Annotated in this window: 16 protein-coding genes and 1 other RNA gene; 4 read left to right on the top strand and 13 right to left on the bottom strand. The window is 31.1% G+C overall.

The window, feature by feature from the left end; all coding sequences use genetic code 11:
• The first annotated feature begins 125 nt into the window (after window positions 1-125).
• The gene (locus CW731_RS01510) at window positions 126-467 is read left to right on the top strand and encodes a hypothetical protein (RefSeq protein WP_100945057.1); all 342 of its coding nucleotides are present in this window, start codon (window positions 126-128) and stop codon (window positions 465-467) included.
• A 152-nt stretch (window positions 468-619) separates the two neighbouring features.
• Here the strand turns inward: CW731_RS01510 and CW731_RS01505 are convergent, their stop codons facing one another.
• The 12 genes from CW731_RS01505 to CW731_RS01455 all read right to left on the bottom strand — a co-directional run bounded on the left by CW731_RS01505 (window position 620) and on the right by CW731_RS01455 (window position 12,913).
• Entirely contained in the window at window positions 620-1,513 is an 894-nt protein-coding gene (locus CW731_RS01505) for an anti-sigma factor (protein ID WP_100945056.1), read from the bottom strand.
• Window positions 1,514-1,590: 77 nt separating this feature from the next.
• The gene (locus CW731_RS01500) at window positions 1,591-2,262 is read right to left on the bottom strand and encodes a Crp/Fnr family transcriptional regulator (RefSeq protein WP_100945055.1); all 672 of its coding nucleotides are present in this window, start codon (window positions 2,260-2,262) and stop codon (window positions 1,591-1,593) included.
• Between the two features lie 59 nt (window positions 2,263-2,321).
• Window positions 2,322-2,699 (bottom strand): peptidoglycan DD-metalloendopeptidase family protein, encoded by a 378-nt coding sequence (locus tag CW731_RS15930; protein ID WP_368356657.1) that lies wholly within the window; start codon window positions 2,697-2,699, stop codon window positions 2,322-2,324.
• A gap of 95 nt (window positions 2,700-2,794) precedes the next feature.
• Entirely contained in the window at window positions 2,795-3,022 is a 228-nt protein-coding gene (locus tag CW731_RS15925) for a hypothetical protein (RefSeq protein ID WP_368356656.1), read from the bottom strand.
• 61 nt (window positions 3,023-3,083) lie between these two features.
• Entirely contained in the window at window positions 3,084-5,351 is a 2,268-nt protein-coding gene (locus CW731_RS01490; RefSeq protein WP_100945054.1) for an aconitate hydratase, read from the bottom strand.
• Between the two features lie 183 nt (window positions 5,352-5,534).
• Window positions 5,535-5,837: RNase P RNA component class A (rnpB, locus tag CW731_RS01485), an RNA gene on the bottom strand.
• Between the two features lie 193 nt (window positions 5,838-6,030).
• The gene (gene dnaJ, locus CW731_RS01480; RefSeq protein ID WP_100945053.1) at window positions 6,031-7,173 is read right to left on the bottom strand and encodes a molecular chaperone DnaJ; all 1,143 of its coding nucleotides are present in this window, start codon (window positions 7,171-7,173) and stop codon (window positions 6,031-6,033) included.
• A 65-nt stretch (window positions 7,174-7,238) separates the two neighbouring features.
• A complete protein-coding gene (locus CW731_RS01475; protein ID WP_100945052.1) occupies window positions 7,239-7,787 on the bottom strand; it encodes a nucleotide exchange factor GrpE in 549 nt (182 codons plus the stop codon).
• An 87-nt stretch (window positions 7,788-7,874) separates the two neighbouring features.
• Complete coding sequence (locus CW731_RS01470; protein ID WP_100945051.1) at window positions 7,875-8,423, bottom strand: HNH endonuclease; 549 nt, start codon at window positions 8,421-8,423, stop codon at window positions 7,875-7,877.
• Between the two features lie 58 nt (window positions 8,424-8,481).
• A complete protein-coding gene (murA, locus tag CW731_RS01465) occupies window positions 8,482-9,792 on the bottom strand; it encodes a UDP-N-acetylglucosamine 1-carboxyvinyltransferase (protein WP_100945050.1) in 1,311 nt (436 codons plus the stop codon).
• Window positions 9,793-9,798: 6 nt separating this feature from the next.
• Window positions 9,799-10,452 (bottom strand): DUF4290 domain-containing protein, encoded by a 654-nt coding sequence (locus CW731_RS01460; protein ID WP_100945049.1) that lies wholly within the window; start codon window positions 10,450-10,452, stop codon window positions 9,799-9,801.
• Between the two features lie 139 nt (window positions 10,453-10,591).
• A complete protein-coding gene (locus tag CW731_RS01455; RefSeq protein ID WP_100947591.1) occupies window positions 10,592-12,913 on the bottom strand; it encodes an ATP-dependent helicase in 2,322 nt (773 codons plus the stop codon).
• Window positions 12,914-13,210: 297 nt separating this feature from the next.
• On the opposite strand from CW731_RS01455, the gene CW731_RS01450 reads away from it, so the two are divergent.
• The 3 genes from CW731_RS01450 to CW731_RS01440 are packed head-to-tail and all read left to right on the top strand — an operon-like array spanning window position 13,211 to window position 15,061.
• Window positions 13,211-13,825 (top strand): SatD family protein, encoded by a 615-nt coding sequence (locus CW731_RS01450; RefSeq protein ID WP_100945048.1) that lies wholly within the window; start codon window positions 13,211-13,213, stop codon window positions 13,823-13,825.
• Complete coding sequence (locus CW731_RS01445; RefSeq protein ID WP_100945047.1) at window positions 13,826-14,545, top strand: DUF3307 domain-containing protein; 720 nt, start codon at window positions 13,826-13,828, stop codon at window positions 14,543-14,545.
• 3 nt (window positions 14,546-14,548) lie between these two features.
• A complete protein-coding gene (locus tag CW731_RS01440) occupies window positions 14,549-15,061 on the top strand; it encodes a hypothetical protein (RefSeq protein ID WP_100945046.1) in 513 nt (170 codons plus the stop codon).
• An 87-nt stretch (window positions 15,062-15,148) separates the two neighbouring features.
• On the opposite strand, the gene CW731_RS01435 is transcribed toward CW731_RS01440, so the two are convergent.
• Window positions 15,149-16,237 (bottom strand): YncE family protein, encoded by a 1,089-nt coding sequence (locus CW731_RS01435; RefSeq protein WP_100945045.1) that lies wholly within the window; start codon window positions 16,235-16,237, stop codon window positions 15,149-15,151.

The raw sequence follows: 16,237 nt of genomic DNA, 5'->3' as shown, positions 1-16,237 counted from the left end.
AAAAACATATTATTTCTTAATTTTTGTTAATTAACGTTAATTAAAACTTAAACTCCGTAATTGCTGAAACGTTTTTAAATTGATGTCGTCTTTACTATATAACATCAATCTAAAACACATCTATTATGAAGAATTTAAAAACAATTATCGCCGTAATCGCAATTAGTTTATCAACTGTATTTTCTATTTCTGCAACAGAAGTAAATCCTAAAAAAACAAAAACATTAAGAACAGAAATGTCTTCTTTTATTGGAAATAACATTCCTGTTCAATTAAATAAAACAACTACAGCTGAAGTTACTTTTATTATAAATAATAAAAATGAAATTGTAGTATTATCTGTAAATTCTAAAGTTTCTGAATTAAATTCTTTTTTAAAAAGAAAATTGAATTACAAAATAATAACTGTAAAAGGAATTAAGAAAGGTGAAATTTATAAAATGCCTTTAAAAATTAATGTAAAATAAAACAACTGGTTGGTTAGTTGGTGCCCATTTAAAGTAAGACTTTATTTGGGCATTTTTTATATCTATAAAACTAAAAAGGGTAATTCATATAACATGAATTACCCTTCGATTTAATTAACCATTAAGAAAATTGAATAGTAAATTTATTTCATTTATCTAGTTACTGTACCAGATAAAATTGCAATTGGTCCTGCTTCCATATCAATTACAGTATGATTTATTGCGTCTGCAGGAACCATATGTGCTAATGGTTTTAAAGTAAATGGTGCAACACTATTATCTGGACTAGGCTCTACAGAAATAACAACAGTTGCTCCTTTTAAATCTGTAGGAAAATCAATTTCTGCAACAGAACCCATTAAATAATCTTCACCTGGGTAACCAGGACCATTTCCTTTTGTTCCCTTAAAAGGTGAAGTGGTAGCATTATTATCTGCTTCTTCTGCAGAAGTAAATGTACCAGTACTTACTGGAGTTCCTCCTAAGACTACCCAACCTTCATACTTCCATCCTGCAGTTAATGTTGGCAAACCTAAACCTGCAATGGTTGGTGAACTAGAATTGTCTAAAAACCAAATTCCACTAGCTTCATTTGTATTATCATCATCTGTTGGTGTTGCTAGAATATATTTCCCCCAAGAAGCTCCTAAAGTTTTAATAGCTCCATTTGCATCTACAACAATATTATCTGAATTTACACTTGCTGAATTCTCTAAAAAGTCTCCTGCTAAAATTTTTGTTGCTGCTGGTGCAGGATCAGAATCTATAGCTGGTTCAATAGATAATACAAATTTTGTTGCTGTTTGTAAATCACTAATACCTACAGTATATGTTTGTGGAAAAGTAATACTTGTAAAAGTACCTGTACTTACGGGACTACCGTTTACAATTAACCAACCTTCGTAGACAAAGTCTGAGCCTAATTCTTCTAAGCCGATAAAGTCTACGGTTAAGTTACCTGTTGTTACTTCATTCTCATTATTGCTGCATGATACAAAAAATGTAGTCAACGTAAAAACTATTGCTAAATTTAAAACTTTTTTCATCTTATTAAATATTTATTGTTAATATTGATGACAAAGCTATATCCTTAATAAATCTTTAAATGTTCGCTAACAAACACTTATGCACTTTTTTCTAAAATTCTTAATTCTTTTCTATTAAAATTGATGATATTCTCCTGTTTTAGTTCGTTCATTAAAACATTTAAATTAGATCTAGAAGTACCAATTAAAGAAGCAATATCTTTTTGGGTATAAGGATGAACTATTACTTTATCTCCAGTCTTCTCACATTCGTAACTATACTCTTCGCATAATTCTTTTGTAAACTCTAAAAAACGAGTTCGTGTGTCTTTAAATAAAATTAATTGTAGTCTTCTTTCTAATTTTTTAAACCTTAAACCTAAAAACTTATAAATCTTTAAGCTAAAATTTTTATTATCACGCATTAAATCGTGCATTGTATCTACTCCTATCGGACAAATTGATGTTGTAGCATCTATAGATTGTGCAAATTCTTCTCTTTTTTCTTCTCCTAAAATTGCTTTTTCACCAAATAATTCACCTTTAGTTAAAATAGCGTTTACGACCTCCTCACCTTCTTCTGTATAATAACCCATTTTCACTTTTCCTTTTTCAATTAAAAAAATTTTATTAGCTACGTCTTCAGTAAAATAAATATAGTCACTTTTCTTATACAAATCGAAAGTGTGACATTCCTTATATTCTTTGAACTTATGTGGACAAAGAAGATTGAATAAGTTTACATTATCAAAGAACCAAAAGTTTTTCATGAAAGTACACTTTATATTAGTTCTTTTAAAAGTCTGAAAACCTTATAATAGCTTACAGGTTAAATCTTAATTTTTAGTAATAAATTAGGGTCTGGACAATTTTTCTTATAAAAAGCTACATTTTCTTCAGATGAAACTCCAGGATAATCTCCAAAATTTTGTTCCATATTTCTAATAATCTGAAAATGTAAATGAGGAGCATAATCCCCATTAACTTCAGCATTTCCTAGGAAACCAATTGTACTCCCCTCTAAAACAACGTCTCCTATCTTAATATTTTTAATTGAGTTTGAAGATAAATGACCATACAAACTATAGAAAACTTCCTTATTAATTTGATGTTTCAAGATAATGGTTGGTCCATAATCTCCAAAATTATTATTATTTTTAAAACTATAAACTTCGCCATCTAAAACAGCTAATACTTTTGTATTCACTTTGCACCATAAATCGATACCTAAATGAATATTCCTTTTCTCTTTCTCTGTTATATTTTTAAAATAATCACTTCGATCATATAAATTTCTTTTTTCTAAATACCTCCATAAGCAACTTCCTTTTCATTCTTTTTTAAGTATGAATTGATGTGTTTTTCCCATTCTTTAGAGGAAGAAACATCAAAATTTTGTAGATCGGTATTTTTTTCAGAAATATCTATTGGTAGGTATTTCTCAAGAGCAATAGCTGCATCAATAACTGGTATTGGTTCTATTGAAAGCTCGTTTAAAAATTGATTAAATTCTTCTGTATTCTTCATCATTTTGTGTAACAAAAAAACTCTCGAAGAAATTCGAGAGTTTTATATTTAAACATTAGAAATATTAAGCGTTTTCTTTCTTTATTAAGTTTAAAGCAGAACCTTCATTGTACCATTCAATTTGACCTTCATTGTATGTATGATTTACAACAATAGTATCTTTAGATCCGTCTGCATGCACAACCTCTATAGTTAAAGGTTTATTTGGCGCAAACTCATTTAAATCTACAAAGTTAAAAGTATCATCTTCTTGTATTAAATCGTAATCTGCTTCATTTGCAAATGTTAAACCTAACATTCCTTGTTTCTTTAAGTTTGTTTCATGAATTCTAGCAAAAGATTTTACTAAAACAGCCGCAACACCCAAGTGTCTTGGTTCCATAGCAGCATGCTCTCTAGAAGAACCTTCACCATAATTGTGATCTCCAATAACAATTGTTTTAACTCCTGCTGCTTTATAAGCTCTAGCAGTATCTGGTACACCACCAAACTCACCTGTTAATTGATTTTTAACAAAATTTGTTTTCATTCCAAAAGCATTCACAGCTCCTATTAAACAATTGTTAGAAATATTATCTAAATGACCTCTATAACGTAACCATGGTCCTGCCATAGAAATGTGATCTGTGGTACATTTCCCATGTGCTTTTATTAGTAACTTTACACCTGTTAAATCATTTCCTAAAGGCGTAAAAGGCTCTAATAATTGTAATCTTTCAGAATCGCTTTTTACAGCTATTTGTACATGGCTCCCATCTTCTTCTGGCGCTAAATAACCATCATCTTTTACTTCAAAACCTTTTGGAGGTAATTCCCATCCTGTCGGTTCATCTAACATTACTTCTTCACCGTTTTCGTTGATTAATTTATCCGTAATTGGATTAAAGTCTAAACGACCAGCAATAGCCACTGCTGCTACCATTTCTGGTGAAGCTACAAAAGCATGTGTATTAGGATTACCATCCGCACGTTTTGCAAAGTTTCTATTAAAAGAATGAATTATAGAGTTCTTAGGTGCATTTTTAGGATCTTCATAACGTGCCCATTGACCAATACATGGTCCACAAGCGTTGGTAAATATTTTAGCATCTAATTTTTCAAAGATTCCTATAATACCATCTCTATCTGCAGTATATCTTACTTTCTCAGAACCTGGATTAATTCCTAATTCAGATTTCATCTTTAAACCTTTATCAATTGCTTGTTGTGCAATTGAAGAAGCTCTCGATAAATCTTCATAAGAAGAGTTGGTACAAGAACCTATTAAACCCCATTCAACTGTTAAAGGCCAATCATTTTTATTAGCAGCCTCAGTCATATCTGAACCAGCTTTTGTAGATAAATCTGGCGTAAATGGTCCGTTTAATAAAGGGCTTAATTCAGATAAGTTTATTTCAATTACTTGATCAAAATATTGTTCTGGGTTTGCATACACTTCTGTATCTCCCGTTAAATAATCTTTTACTTTATTTGCAGCATCTGCAACATCACTTCTATCTGTAGCACGTAAATAACGTTCCATAGACTCATCATAACCAAAAGTAGAAGTTGTAGCTCCTATTTCTGCACCCATATTACATATAGTACCTTTACCAGTACAAGACATAGAAGTTGCTCCTTCACCAAAATATTCTACAATTGCTCCTGTTCCTCCTTTTGCTGAAACAATGCCTGCAACTTTTAAAATTACATCTTTTGGCGCTGTCCAACCAGAAAGTTTTCCTGTTAACTTAACTCCAATTAACTTTGGGAATTTTAATTCCCAAGCCATACCTGCCATAACATCTACTGCATCTGCACCACCAACACCAATAGCAACCATACCTAAACCACCAGCATTTACTGTGTGAGAATCTGTACCAATCATCATTCCTCCTGGAAATGCATAATTTTCTAATACTACTTGATGAATAATTCCTGCTCCAGGTTTCCAAAAACCTAAACCGTATTTATTAGATACAGATTCTAAGAAATTAAAAACTTCATTACTTGTATTTAAAGCTGACTGTAAATCTGAACTTGCACCATTTTTAGCTTGAATTAAGTGATCACAGTGTGTAGTTGTAGGAACAGCAACTTTCGTTTTTCCTGCCTGCATAAATTGCAACAAAGCCATTTGCGCGGTTGCATCTTGTAAAGCAATTCTATCTGGAGCAAAATTTACATAGTCTTTCCCTCTCGAAAAAGCTTTTTTAGGATTTCCATCCCAAAGGTGACTATATAATATTTTTTCTGCTAAAGTTAAAGGTTTTCCTGTAATTTCACGTGCGGCATCTACTCGTTCTACAACGTTTGCGTACACTTTTTTGATCATCTCAATATCAAAAGCCATATTCTCGTTAAATTTTATGATTATAAGTAAAACAAAATTACATTTTTTAAGTGAATTTTAAAAGATAAATAATAGATAGCTACAATTAATGAATAAAGAAAAGTTATATTCTTAAATACTGATGATTTTATAATTAAAAGCAAGGTATTTTATCATAATATAAAAATCTACCTAAAATAATATTAAAAAAGCAGGCTAATAAGCCGAATTCTGTCCCTTAAAAAGGTTCTTATCATTTATCTAGTTCTAAAATTGCTCTTAGAATCCATCTGCCTACCCTTTAGAATCGAGCGAGTAGCTCTCAAACTCTAATATACATGGCATTGCACCTCATAGAGTTTACCTGGTTTCACTACAGCCGAACTGTACATACTTTCTGTTGCACTGGTCCTCAACTTACGCTGGACGGATGTTATCCGCTATGATACTCTTTGGTGTCCGGACTTTCCTACTTGTTAAAACAAGTCGATAAGATAAGCCTGCTTATTTTTTAATATTTTACAAAACTACAATTTCTTTTCATAAAAAACCCACTCAATAAATTGAGTGGGAAAAATTGCTATGAAAAAGAAAAAGTGTTGCCGATAAATCGGCAACACTACAAATATATATTAAATCTTATAATAAAAACTATTTTTTGATAAGTTTCTTTATTATAATCTATAATTATAACATATGTCTATGAAAACATATCTTTTACTTTTTCAAAAAATGATTTATCCGACTTATTCGGAGCTGGTGTAAAATTCTCACTATCAGCCATTTTTTCAAAGAATTGTTTTTGCTCTTTATTTAATTCTTGAGGCGTCCAAACATTAATATGAATTAAGAAATCTCCAGTTCCATATCTTTCAATACTTGGTAAACCTTTTCCTTTTAGTCTTAAAATCTTACCAGATTGTGTACCTGCATCAATTTTAATTTTAACTTTTCCTGTAACAGTATCAACCTCTTTACTGGTTCCTAAAACAGCTTCAGAAAAATTAACATACAAATCGTAATGAATGTTAGTTCCCTCTCTCTTTAAAGTTTCGTGCTGAATTTCTTCAATTAAAACTAATAGGTCACCCGCAATCGAGTTCTTACCGGGTGCTTCATTACCTTTCCCTCCTACTTTCAATTGAACCCCTTCTGTTACTCCTGCAGGAATATTTATAGGAACAGTTTCTTCTCTAATAATTAAACCTTGTGCATCTGCATCATTTGGTTTACTGCTTATAATTTCTCCAGCTCCAGAACAAGTTCCACAAGTTGTTGCTGTTTGCATTCTACCTAAAATAGTGTTGGTAACACGCATCTGTTGACCAGAACCATTACAAGTAGTACATGTTTTATAAGAAACCCCATCTGCTTGAACCTTACGTCTAACTTTTACTTTCTTTTCAACACCTTTTGCTATTTCTTCTAAAGTAAGTTTTACACGAATTCGCATATTGCTTCCTTTAACTCTTGCCTGACGTTGACCTCCGCCACCGCCAAAACCACCAAAGCCTCCGCCGAAACCACCTCCGCCACCGCCGAAAATATCTCCAAATTGACTAAATATGTCATCCATATCCATTCCGCCGCCGCCAAAACCGCCGCCGCCTTGAGGTCCTTCAAAACCAGCATGACCATATTGGTCATAACGTGCTCTTTTATTTTCGTCACTTAATATTTCATAAGCTTCTGCAGCCTTTTTAAAGTTTTCTTCAGCACTTTTATCATCTGGGTTCTTGTCCGGGTGATATTTAATAGCCATTTTTCTATAGCCTTTCTTAATTTCTGCTTGCGAAGCAGATTTTGAAAGACCTAATATTTCGTAAAAATCTTGTTTTGCCATTTTGTTTCAATTATCAATTAACAGTAATCAGTGATTAGTGGTAATTGTACATTGTTAATTGTAAATTACTGTCCGATAACTACCTTTGGATAACGAATAATTTTGTCACCTAACTTATATCCTTTTTCTACACAGTCTATAACTTTACCTTTTAAATCTTCTGATGGTGCAGGTATTTGTGTAATTGCTTCGTGAATTTCTGCATCGAAAGCATCACCAGCATTTGTTTCTAACCTAGATAAGCCTTTTAGCTCTAAAGTATTGTAGAATTTTTGATAAATTAATAAAACTCCTTTTCTTAGTTCTCCTGCTTCTTTATCATCTTCAATATGTGGCAGCGCACGTTCGAAATCATCAATAATTGGCAGTAAAGATGTCATTAATTCTTGTCCTGCTGTTTTAAACAGCTCTACTCTTTCTCTACTTGTTCTTTTTTTATAGTTTTCGAACTCCGCAAACAAACGCAAAAACTTATCTTTTTCTGCTTGAAGTAATTCTTCGGTTGTTGGTTCCTCTATTACAGCCTCCACCTCAACTTCTTGATTTTCTTCAACTTGAACATTTTCTTGTTCGTTTTTTATTTCCTCTTCTTTTATTTTGTCTTTCTTACTCATTTCTTTGTAATCGTTAAATTGTCTACTCTATATTGGCAAAAATGTTGCCAACAAAAAAAAAGTGTCAGACTGACACTTTTTTTATTCTTAAATAGTAACATGAGCCCAATTTTCACCAGATTTTATTCTATGAATTTGCATATCTGAAACTCCAAAACGCTTAGCAATCATGGTAATTCTATTTTTTTTATTTTGAAGTTGTTTTTTTATAATTTTTACTTTCCCTACACTAAGCTTATAATTGGTTTTAATGTTTTTTCGAGATTCTATAAATACTGGGTTTTTAAACTGATGTAATTCTTTTTCTCGTTTAGTTGCCCATTTTAAATTTTCTACAGTATTGTCATTTTTATCATAATTAATATGTAAAACAAAAACTTGTTCTTCATTTTCTTTTTCTAAAAAATGTTGGGCAACGAGTTTGTGAACATATCTACTTGTAGATTTGTTATTTACTGCTTGTTTTAATGAAATAGTTTCATAATCGTTAATGAAACTCTTTTTTCTTAACGATTCTTTATCGCCTTCGCAATAAATAACTCTACCAAAATTTGAAATTTTAAATTTCTTTTTTATAGAAACTTTTTCATCAAACTCAATTTTTTTCCATTCTTCGTTATATAAATTCCGTATCATCATTAAAAAGTATTTATTTTAAATTCATAAAACACTTTTTCTTATTCATCATTTTTTTTTACTCATTAATTCTTTCAATCTTAGCACCAATAGATTTTAAACGAGCTTCAATATTCTCATAGCCTCTATCTATTTGCTCTATATTATTGATTATTGAGGTTCCTTTAGCAGATAATGCAGCGATTAGTAAAGAAATTCCTGCTCTAATATCTGGTGATGTCATTTTGGTTGCTTTTAATGAGCTTTCAAAATTCATTCCAATTACTGTTGCTCTATGAGGATCACACAAAATAACTTTTGCTCCCATATCAATTAATTTGTCAACAAAAAATAATCTGCTTTCAAACATCTTTTGATGTATTAGCACGGTTCCTTTTGCTTGTGTTGCAATTACTAAAACGATACTTAATAAATCGGGGGTAAAACCAGGCCAAGGTGCATCTGCTACTGTTAAAACAGAACCATCTATATAATTCTGAATCTCATAAGATTCTTGTTCTGGAATGTAAATATCATCACCTTTTTTCTCTAATTGAACTCCTAGTTTTCTAAATACATTAGGTATTTGCCCAAGGTTTTCCCAACTAACATTTTTAATTGTTAACTCAGAGCGTGTCATCACTGCAACACCAATCCAAGAGCCAATTTCAATCATGTCTGGTAAAACTGTATGCTCACAACCACCTAAAAAAGTTACTCCTTCAATAGTTAGTAAATTAGAACCAACTCCAGAAATTTTTGCTCCCATAGAATTCAACATTTTACATAGTTGTTGAATGTATGGTTCGCAAGCTGCATTGTAAATTTTAGTGGCTCCTGTTGCTAGAACAGCTGCCATTAAAATATTAGCCGTTCCGGTTACAGAGGCTTCATCTAACAACATTTCCGTTCCGTGTAACTCTTCTGCTTCTACTCCGTAAAAATATTCTTCTTTATTATAACGGAATTTTGCACCTAATCTAATAAAGCCCTCGAAATGTGTATCTAGTCTTCTTCTTCCTATTTTATCTCCTCCAGGACGCGGAATATACCCTCGACCAAAACGAGCTAATAACGGACCAACAATCATAATTGACCCTCTTAAAGAACTTCCATCTCTTTTAAAATCTGCAGATTCTAAATAATCTAAATTAATTTCATCTGCCTGAAATGAATAAGAGTTTCTACTTAATTTATCTACTTTTACTCCTAATTCTCCAAGAATAAAAATTAGTTTATTTACATCAATAATATCTGGAACATTGTTTACAACTACTTTTTCTGGAGTTAATAAAACGGCACAAAGTATCTGTAAAACTTCATTTTTTGCTCCTTGCGGAGTAATGGTTCCTTTTAATTTATGACCGCCTTCAATTTTAAATGATGCCATAGACTCTTATCTTTTTCTGTTTTTATTTTGATTACTATGCTGTGGTTTCTTATACGTGGTTTTCGAGGTACTTTGTCCTTGAGTACTTCTTTTTCTTAACAAATTTTTGCTTTCAGAAAGAGCTTCTTCAGTTTCTCTTAAATCAATTTTCCCATCAGATAAATCGAATAAATGCTTAAAAATCACTGCATCGTCAACCGTGTCTTTATTCCAGTTTAAATAGCATTTTTTCATGTGATTTGCAACGGTAAAAACCAATGCTTCCTTTTTATCTCCATCTTCCCAACTCAAAGCAATATCTATCATGGTTTGAATATTGTTACCATAATAGCGGTATCTAGATGCAGATTTTGGGTATGCTAAACCTTCTGGCTTTTCTCTTAATTCTTCCTTTGATGGCTGTGGGTAAGGAGATTCTACATCTAATTTAAAATCTGCCATAATATACAACTGATCCCAAAGTTTGTGTTTAAAATCTGGAACGTCACGTAAATGTGGCTGTAAATTTCCCATTACATCTACAATTGCCTTTGCCATTTTATCTCGTTCTTCTTTAGTTTCTAAAGCTAAACAATGGTCTACTAATTTTTGTATATGTCTGCCGTATTCTGGTATTATCATTAACGGTCTTTCTGAATTATATTCTAAATCGAATGTCATTTATTTATTTTTGAAGTGTGTTCTCGATACATTTCCTTTGTCATTTCAATCAAAAGAAAACACTCGAACGGACAATTTATACCTTGTAGTTATTTAGTGTTGCAAAATAACAATTTATTTTTAGTTTTTTGAATGATTTTTAGCCAATCACTTTTAATTTAGCAAATTGTAGCAATAATTTCTTTTTTCCTGCGGTTGCAAACTGAATTTCTGCTTTTTTATCTGGCCCCTTACCTTCCATTCCTATAACGGTTCCTGTGCCAAATCTATTGTGTTCTACAATATTTCCTACAATAATATCTCCATCAAAGAGATTCATTTTTGGTGTAACCTGAGAAATCTTTTTTAAGTTTTTAGGAATTACAATTTCCTTCTTTTTAGAAATCTCACGTTCCATTTTTTTACGTTGAATTGGTTTCTGAAAACGAATTCCTTTTGGCGCATCATCAAAAATACTCTTATCTAAAAAGTTATTTATTATTGGGTTGGTTACTTTTGGAGTAATGTAAAATAAATATTGATCGTCTATTTCTTCTAAAAACCTACTTGGTTCTGCATCGACTAATTTACCCCATCTGTAACGTGTTTGTGCATACGTTAAATAAGCTACTTTTTCTGCTCTTGTTAGCGCAACATAAAACAACCTACGCTCCTCCTCTAGTTCACTTCGGGTATTCATACTCATGGCAGAAGGAAATAAATTTTCTTCTAAACCAACAACATACACATACGCATATTCTAATCCTTTAGACTGGTGAATGGTCATTAAAGAAACCGTTGGCTTATCGTCGTTTTTTTCTGAATCGAAATCTGTAGCCAAAGCAACATCTTCTAAAAAGGTGGTTAAAGAAGCATCATTACCTTCTTCAATCTTATCTGTAATAAAATCTTTAATACCGTTTAAAAGTTCTTGAACATTTTCTACTTTACTTACAGCTTCTGGTGTTCCGTCTTTTTCTAAATCTTTTATTAACTGCGCCTTTTTCACAACAATTTCTGCAATTTCAAACGCATTTTTTGTTTGCGATTCTATTTGCAGACTTTGCATCATATTCATGAAATTACGAAGCTTATTCTTAGTTCCTGCATTTATTTTTAAATCGATTTTATCAATATATTTTATAATATCGAAAATCGATTTTTTATAATGGTTTGCTGCGATTGTTAGCTTATCAATCGTTGTTGCTCCAATTCCACGAGCAGGATAATTGATAATTCTTTTTAATGCTTCTTCGTCATTCGGGTTGATTAAAATCCTTAAGTAAGACAAAATGTCTTTAATCTCTTTTCTCTGATAAAAGGAAATTCCTCCGTAAATTTTATAATCAAGTCCTTTTTTACGTAACGCGTCTTCAATTGCTCTAGACTGTGAATTTGTTCTATAGAGAACACAAAAGCTATCTAAACTTAACTGATGGTTCATTTGGTTTTCCCAAATAGATTGCGCTACAAAACGTCCTTCTTCTCCATCAGAAATAGTTCGCATTACATTTATGGCATCTCCTGCATCATTAGAGGTCCATACTTCTTTATCTAATTTTGTTTTATTTTTTTCTATAACAGAATTTGCTGCATTTACAATGTTACTTGTAGACCTGTAATTCTGCTCTAATTTAAAGGTTTTAACATCAGGATAATCTTTCTGAAAATTTAAAATATTCTGAATATTTGCTCCCCTAAAACTATAGATACTTTGAGAATCGTCTCCAACAACACAAATATTACCAAATTTATCTGCCAAAGCTCTTACGATAATATATTGTGAGTGATTTGTATCTTGATACTCATCTACCATAATATAACGAAAACGGTCTTGGTATTTTGCCAAAGTTTCTGGAAAACGAGCCAATAATTCATTGGTCCTTAATAATAAATCATCAAAATCCATTGCACCTGCCTTAAAACACCTGTCTACATAGATTCTATAAATATCGCCAACTTTTGGCCTGCTTGCATGTAAATCTGCTTCTTGTAAATCTGGACTATTAAAATATGCCTTAACCGTGATTAAACTATTTTTAAATGAGGAAATTCGACCTAAAATCTGTTTTGGTTTGTACCGTTCTCTGTCTAACCCCATTTCTTTAATAATTGAACTTATTAAACGGACAGAATCTTGCGAATCGTAAATTGTAAAGTTTGTAGGAAAGCCTAACTTGTCTGCTTCTGAACGTAAAATACGTGCAAAAACCGAGTGAAAAGTTCCCATCCAAAGGTTTTTGGCTTCACTTTGCCCAACAACAGAAGCAATTCTTGCCTTCATTTCTTTAGCCGCCTTGTTTGTAAACGTGAGCGATAAAATATTAAACGAGTCTACACCTTGCTTCATTAAATGAGCAATTCTATAGGTTAATACACGTGTTTTACCAGAACCTGCTCCAGCAATAATAATCATTGGGCCATCTTTTTGCAAAACAGCTTGCTTTTGAGCTTCGTTTAAAGAATCTAAGTAACTATTCAAGAGATATATTTTTGAAGTATTTTGAAGCGTCAATTTAACCAAACTATTCCTTTTTGTAAAGGAAGAAAGCTATTTTTTATTCACAACTTATTCCTACTAAATTTTGGCTTAAAATGAAATAAGATTAAAATATTTCTTAGTAATGAATAAGCTGTATTGCTACCCTTTTATACGTCAAAAAACAGATAAGTATAAATATCTGTCATAGAGCAGATAATTAGACTTATCTGTCATAGAGCAGATAAAATTATGTTTTTGAAAAGAAAAAGGCTATATTTGTTTAAATTACAAGAACTAATGACAAGTATTTTAACTGGAGATATTATAAATTCTAGAAAGAATAATAACGATTCTTGGTTAGAATCGTTAAAAAAAATCTTAAAAACATACGGAGAAACACCTAAGATTTGGCAAATTTATAGAGGAGATAGCTTTCAATTAGAAATAGAAGATGCAGAAAAAGCATTTTATGCTGCACTAAAAATTAAAGCTCAATTAAAATGTACTTTAAATATTGATGTTAGAATTGGCATTGGAATCGGTAAAAAAGAATACAATAGCTCTAAAATTACGGAGTCTAACGGAGAAGCTTTTATAAACTCTGGTTTTGCTTTTGATAATTATTTAAAAAAACAAAATTTAGCCATAAAAACTCCTTGGAAAGAAATTGATGAAGAATTAAATATTGCACTAGATTTAGCATTATTAACAATAGATTCTTGGTCTGTAAATTCTGCGGAAGTTTTTAAAATTTCATTAGAAGAGCAAGAGGCAACACAAAAAGAAATTGGCGCAATTTTAGGTATTACACAAGGTCGCGTTAGCGAAAGACAAAAACGCGCAGGTTTAGACCCTATTATGAAGCTAGAAGAACGGTTTAGAAAATTAATCAACCAAAAAATAAACGAATAAATGTTGTTGTTTTTAAAGTTTTTACTGGCACATATTTTAGGTGACTTTGTTTTTCAATCAGAAAAATGGGTTAAAAACAAAGAAGAAAAGAAAATTAGATCCTCAAAATTATATTTCCATTTAGGTATTCATGCATTTTTATTGTTGATTTTTCTTCAATTTAATTTACAAGAATACTGGCTAGGTTTTATAATTATTCTTGTCTCTCATTTTATTTTTGATGTTTCTAAACTCTATCTTCAGAAGAAAAAAACAAAGAGAAATTGGTTTTTAATAGACCAAGTTTTGCATATTTTAGCATTGGTTTTTGCGACTTCTATATATAGTGATTTTAACTTATCTACAATTAACGTTTTTACAAGTAAAACACTGCTTCTAATAATTGCAATAACAATGATAACAAGTGTTTCTGCAATAATTATAAAGGTTTTTATTACACAATGGAGTCCTGAAAGTAAAAAAGAAAATGACGCTTCTTTGGCAAAAGCAGGTCGTTATATTGGTATTTTAGAACGTCTTTTTGTCTTTATTTTTGTTGCTACAAATCATTGGGAAGCAATTGGTTTTTTATTAGCTGCAAAGTCCGTTTTTAGGTTTGGAGACTTAACTTCATCTAAAGATAGAAAACTAACGGAGTACATTTTAATTGGTACTTTATTAAGTTTTGGTTTGGCTATTCTTATAGGAGTCTTATATTCGTATGCATTACACCTTATTTAATTTATGGAAGATAAAATTTTAGAAAGTATCGCATATGTTTTACCTGCAGCAGTTACTGGTCTAGTAGCTTACTACATGTTTAATGGCTTTATCAATAATAAAAATTCTGAGAAAAAGCTAGAATTATTAGCACAAAAAAGAAAAGAAGCTTTGCCTATTAAATTACAGGCATGTGAGCGTTTAATGCTTTTTTGCGACAGGATAAATCCTGTTAAAATGTTAATGCGTATTCCACCAATTTCTACAGACACAAACGATTACTTACAACTACTAATTGCCAATATAGAACAAGAGTTTGAACATAACTTAGTGCAACAAATCTATATTTCTGAAGATACTTGGACCGCTATTTACGCGGCTAAGAATGCCGTTACAAATAAATTAAGACAAGTATCTGAAAACGCTAATTCTGCAAATGAACTGCGTGAAAATGTACTAATTGAATATACTAAAACGATACCACCAACAGAAACTGCGATAGATTTTATTAAAAGCGAAGTAAGAAGTTTGTTGTAATAAAAAACTCCAATTTAGAATTACCTAAAATGGAGTCTTTCGTGGGGGAACACTGTTTCCTTTTTCAAAAGAACGTTAAATATTTTCTTAGTTAAAATAAATTTTAGAAGCACCTAAACCTACTGGTGCCGTATATTTCACTGTTTTTGTAGATAAATCTGTAACTGTTAATTTACTTAACGCTGTAAAATTGTAGCTTACAGTAAACAAATTATTATCTTTTACTGCCATACCATATATACTCCCAGTAGAAATACCCTCTGTTGCAAGCGTAGTGTCAGATTCATTAATAACAAACACCTTTTTTTCCGCCCCCATATAGTAGTAAACTTTACCATCAACATAAGATAATTGAGATGCTCTTTCATTCTCTTTAAAAGTAATTTCTTTATTAATTGTATTATTTACAAGATTGATAAATAAAATTGAAGAAGTTGTACTAGTTAATACAGGGTAATCTGGTGCACCTCCATAACTTAATGGTTTACCTTCAGACAATACAATTAAATTACCAGAAGCATCAAAAAACATTTCATCTGGATTGTCTTTTACTGTTATTTTCTTTACTGTATTGTTTGCAGATAAATCTACTACTGAAATAATGTTGTTAGAACTAAAAGCACCTTTGTGAGAAACATATAATTTGCTGTTTTTAGCTAAAATTCTTTCTACTCCATTATCTAAAGGAATCGTTACCGCTTCCATTGTATTAGTTTTTAAATCTATTACCGCTAAATAATCATCTGAAGTATCTGAACCACTACCCCAGTTTGTTACATATCCTTTACCATTGGCAATTGCCATGTATCTCGGGTTTTTTAAACCTGTTTTTATTTCTGTTTTCTTCTCAAAAGTGTATCTATCTGCAACAACAATTGTATTAACATCATTTAAAATAATATAAGCTTCTGTATCAGAAAAAGAAATAGATTGTACTAAACCACCTAATTGCGCATCGTTAACACCTGTATAAATAAAATTAGTAGCTAACCTGTTTAAATTCTCATTTACATAAGAAATAGAACCGTCTTTGTTACCAAAATTACCTTCTGCACTTATAATGATTCCATTGTTATATCTACCAGATAACTCAGGAATTACCTCATTTTTCTCAGAACATGATGTAAAAACTAAACTGAATATGAATAGTTTAAAAATTGATTTTGTAATTGTCAT

The sequence above is a fragment of the Polaribacter sp. ALD11 genome (assembly GCF_002831685.1).
In the GTDB taxonomy this organism is placed as follows: Bacteria; Bacteroidota; Bacteroidia; order Flavobacteriales; family Flavobacteriaceae; genus Polaribacter.
Note: the sequence above shows the minus strand (reverse complement) of the source record. Positions and strands in the feature narration are given on the sequence as shown.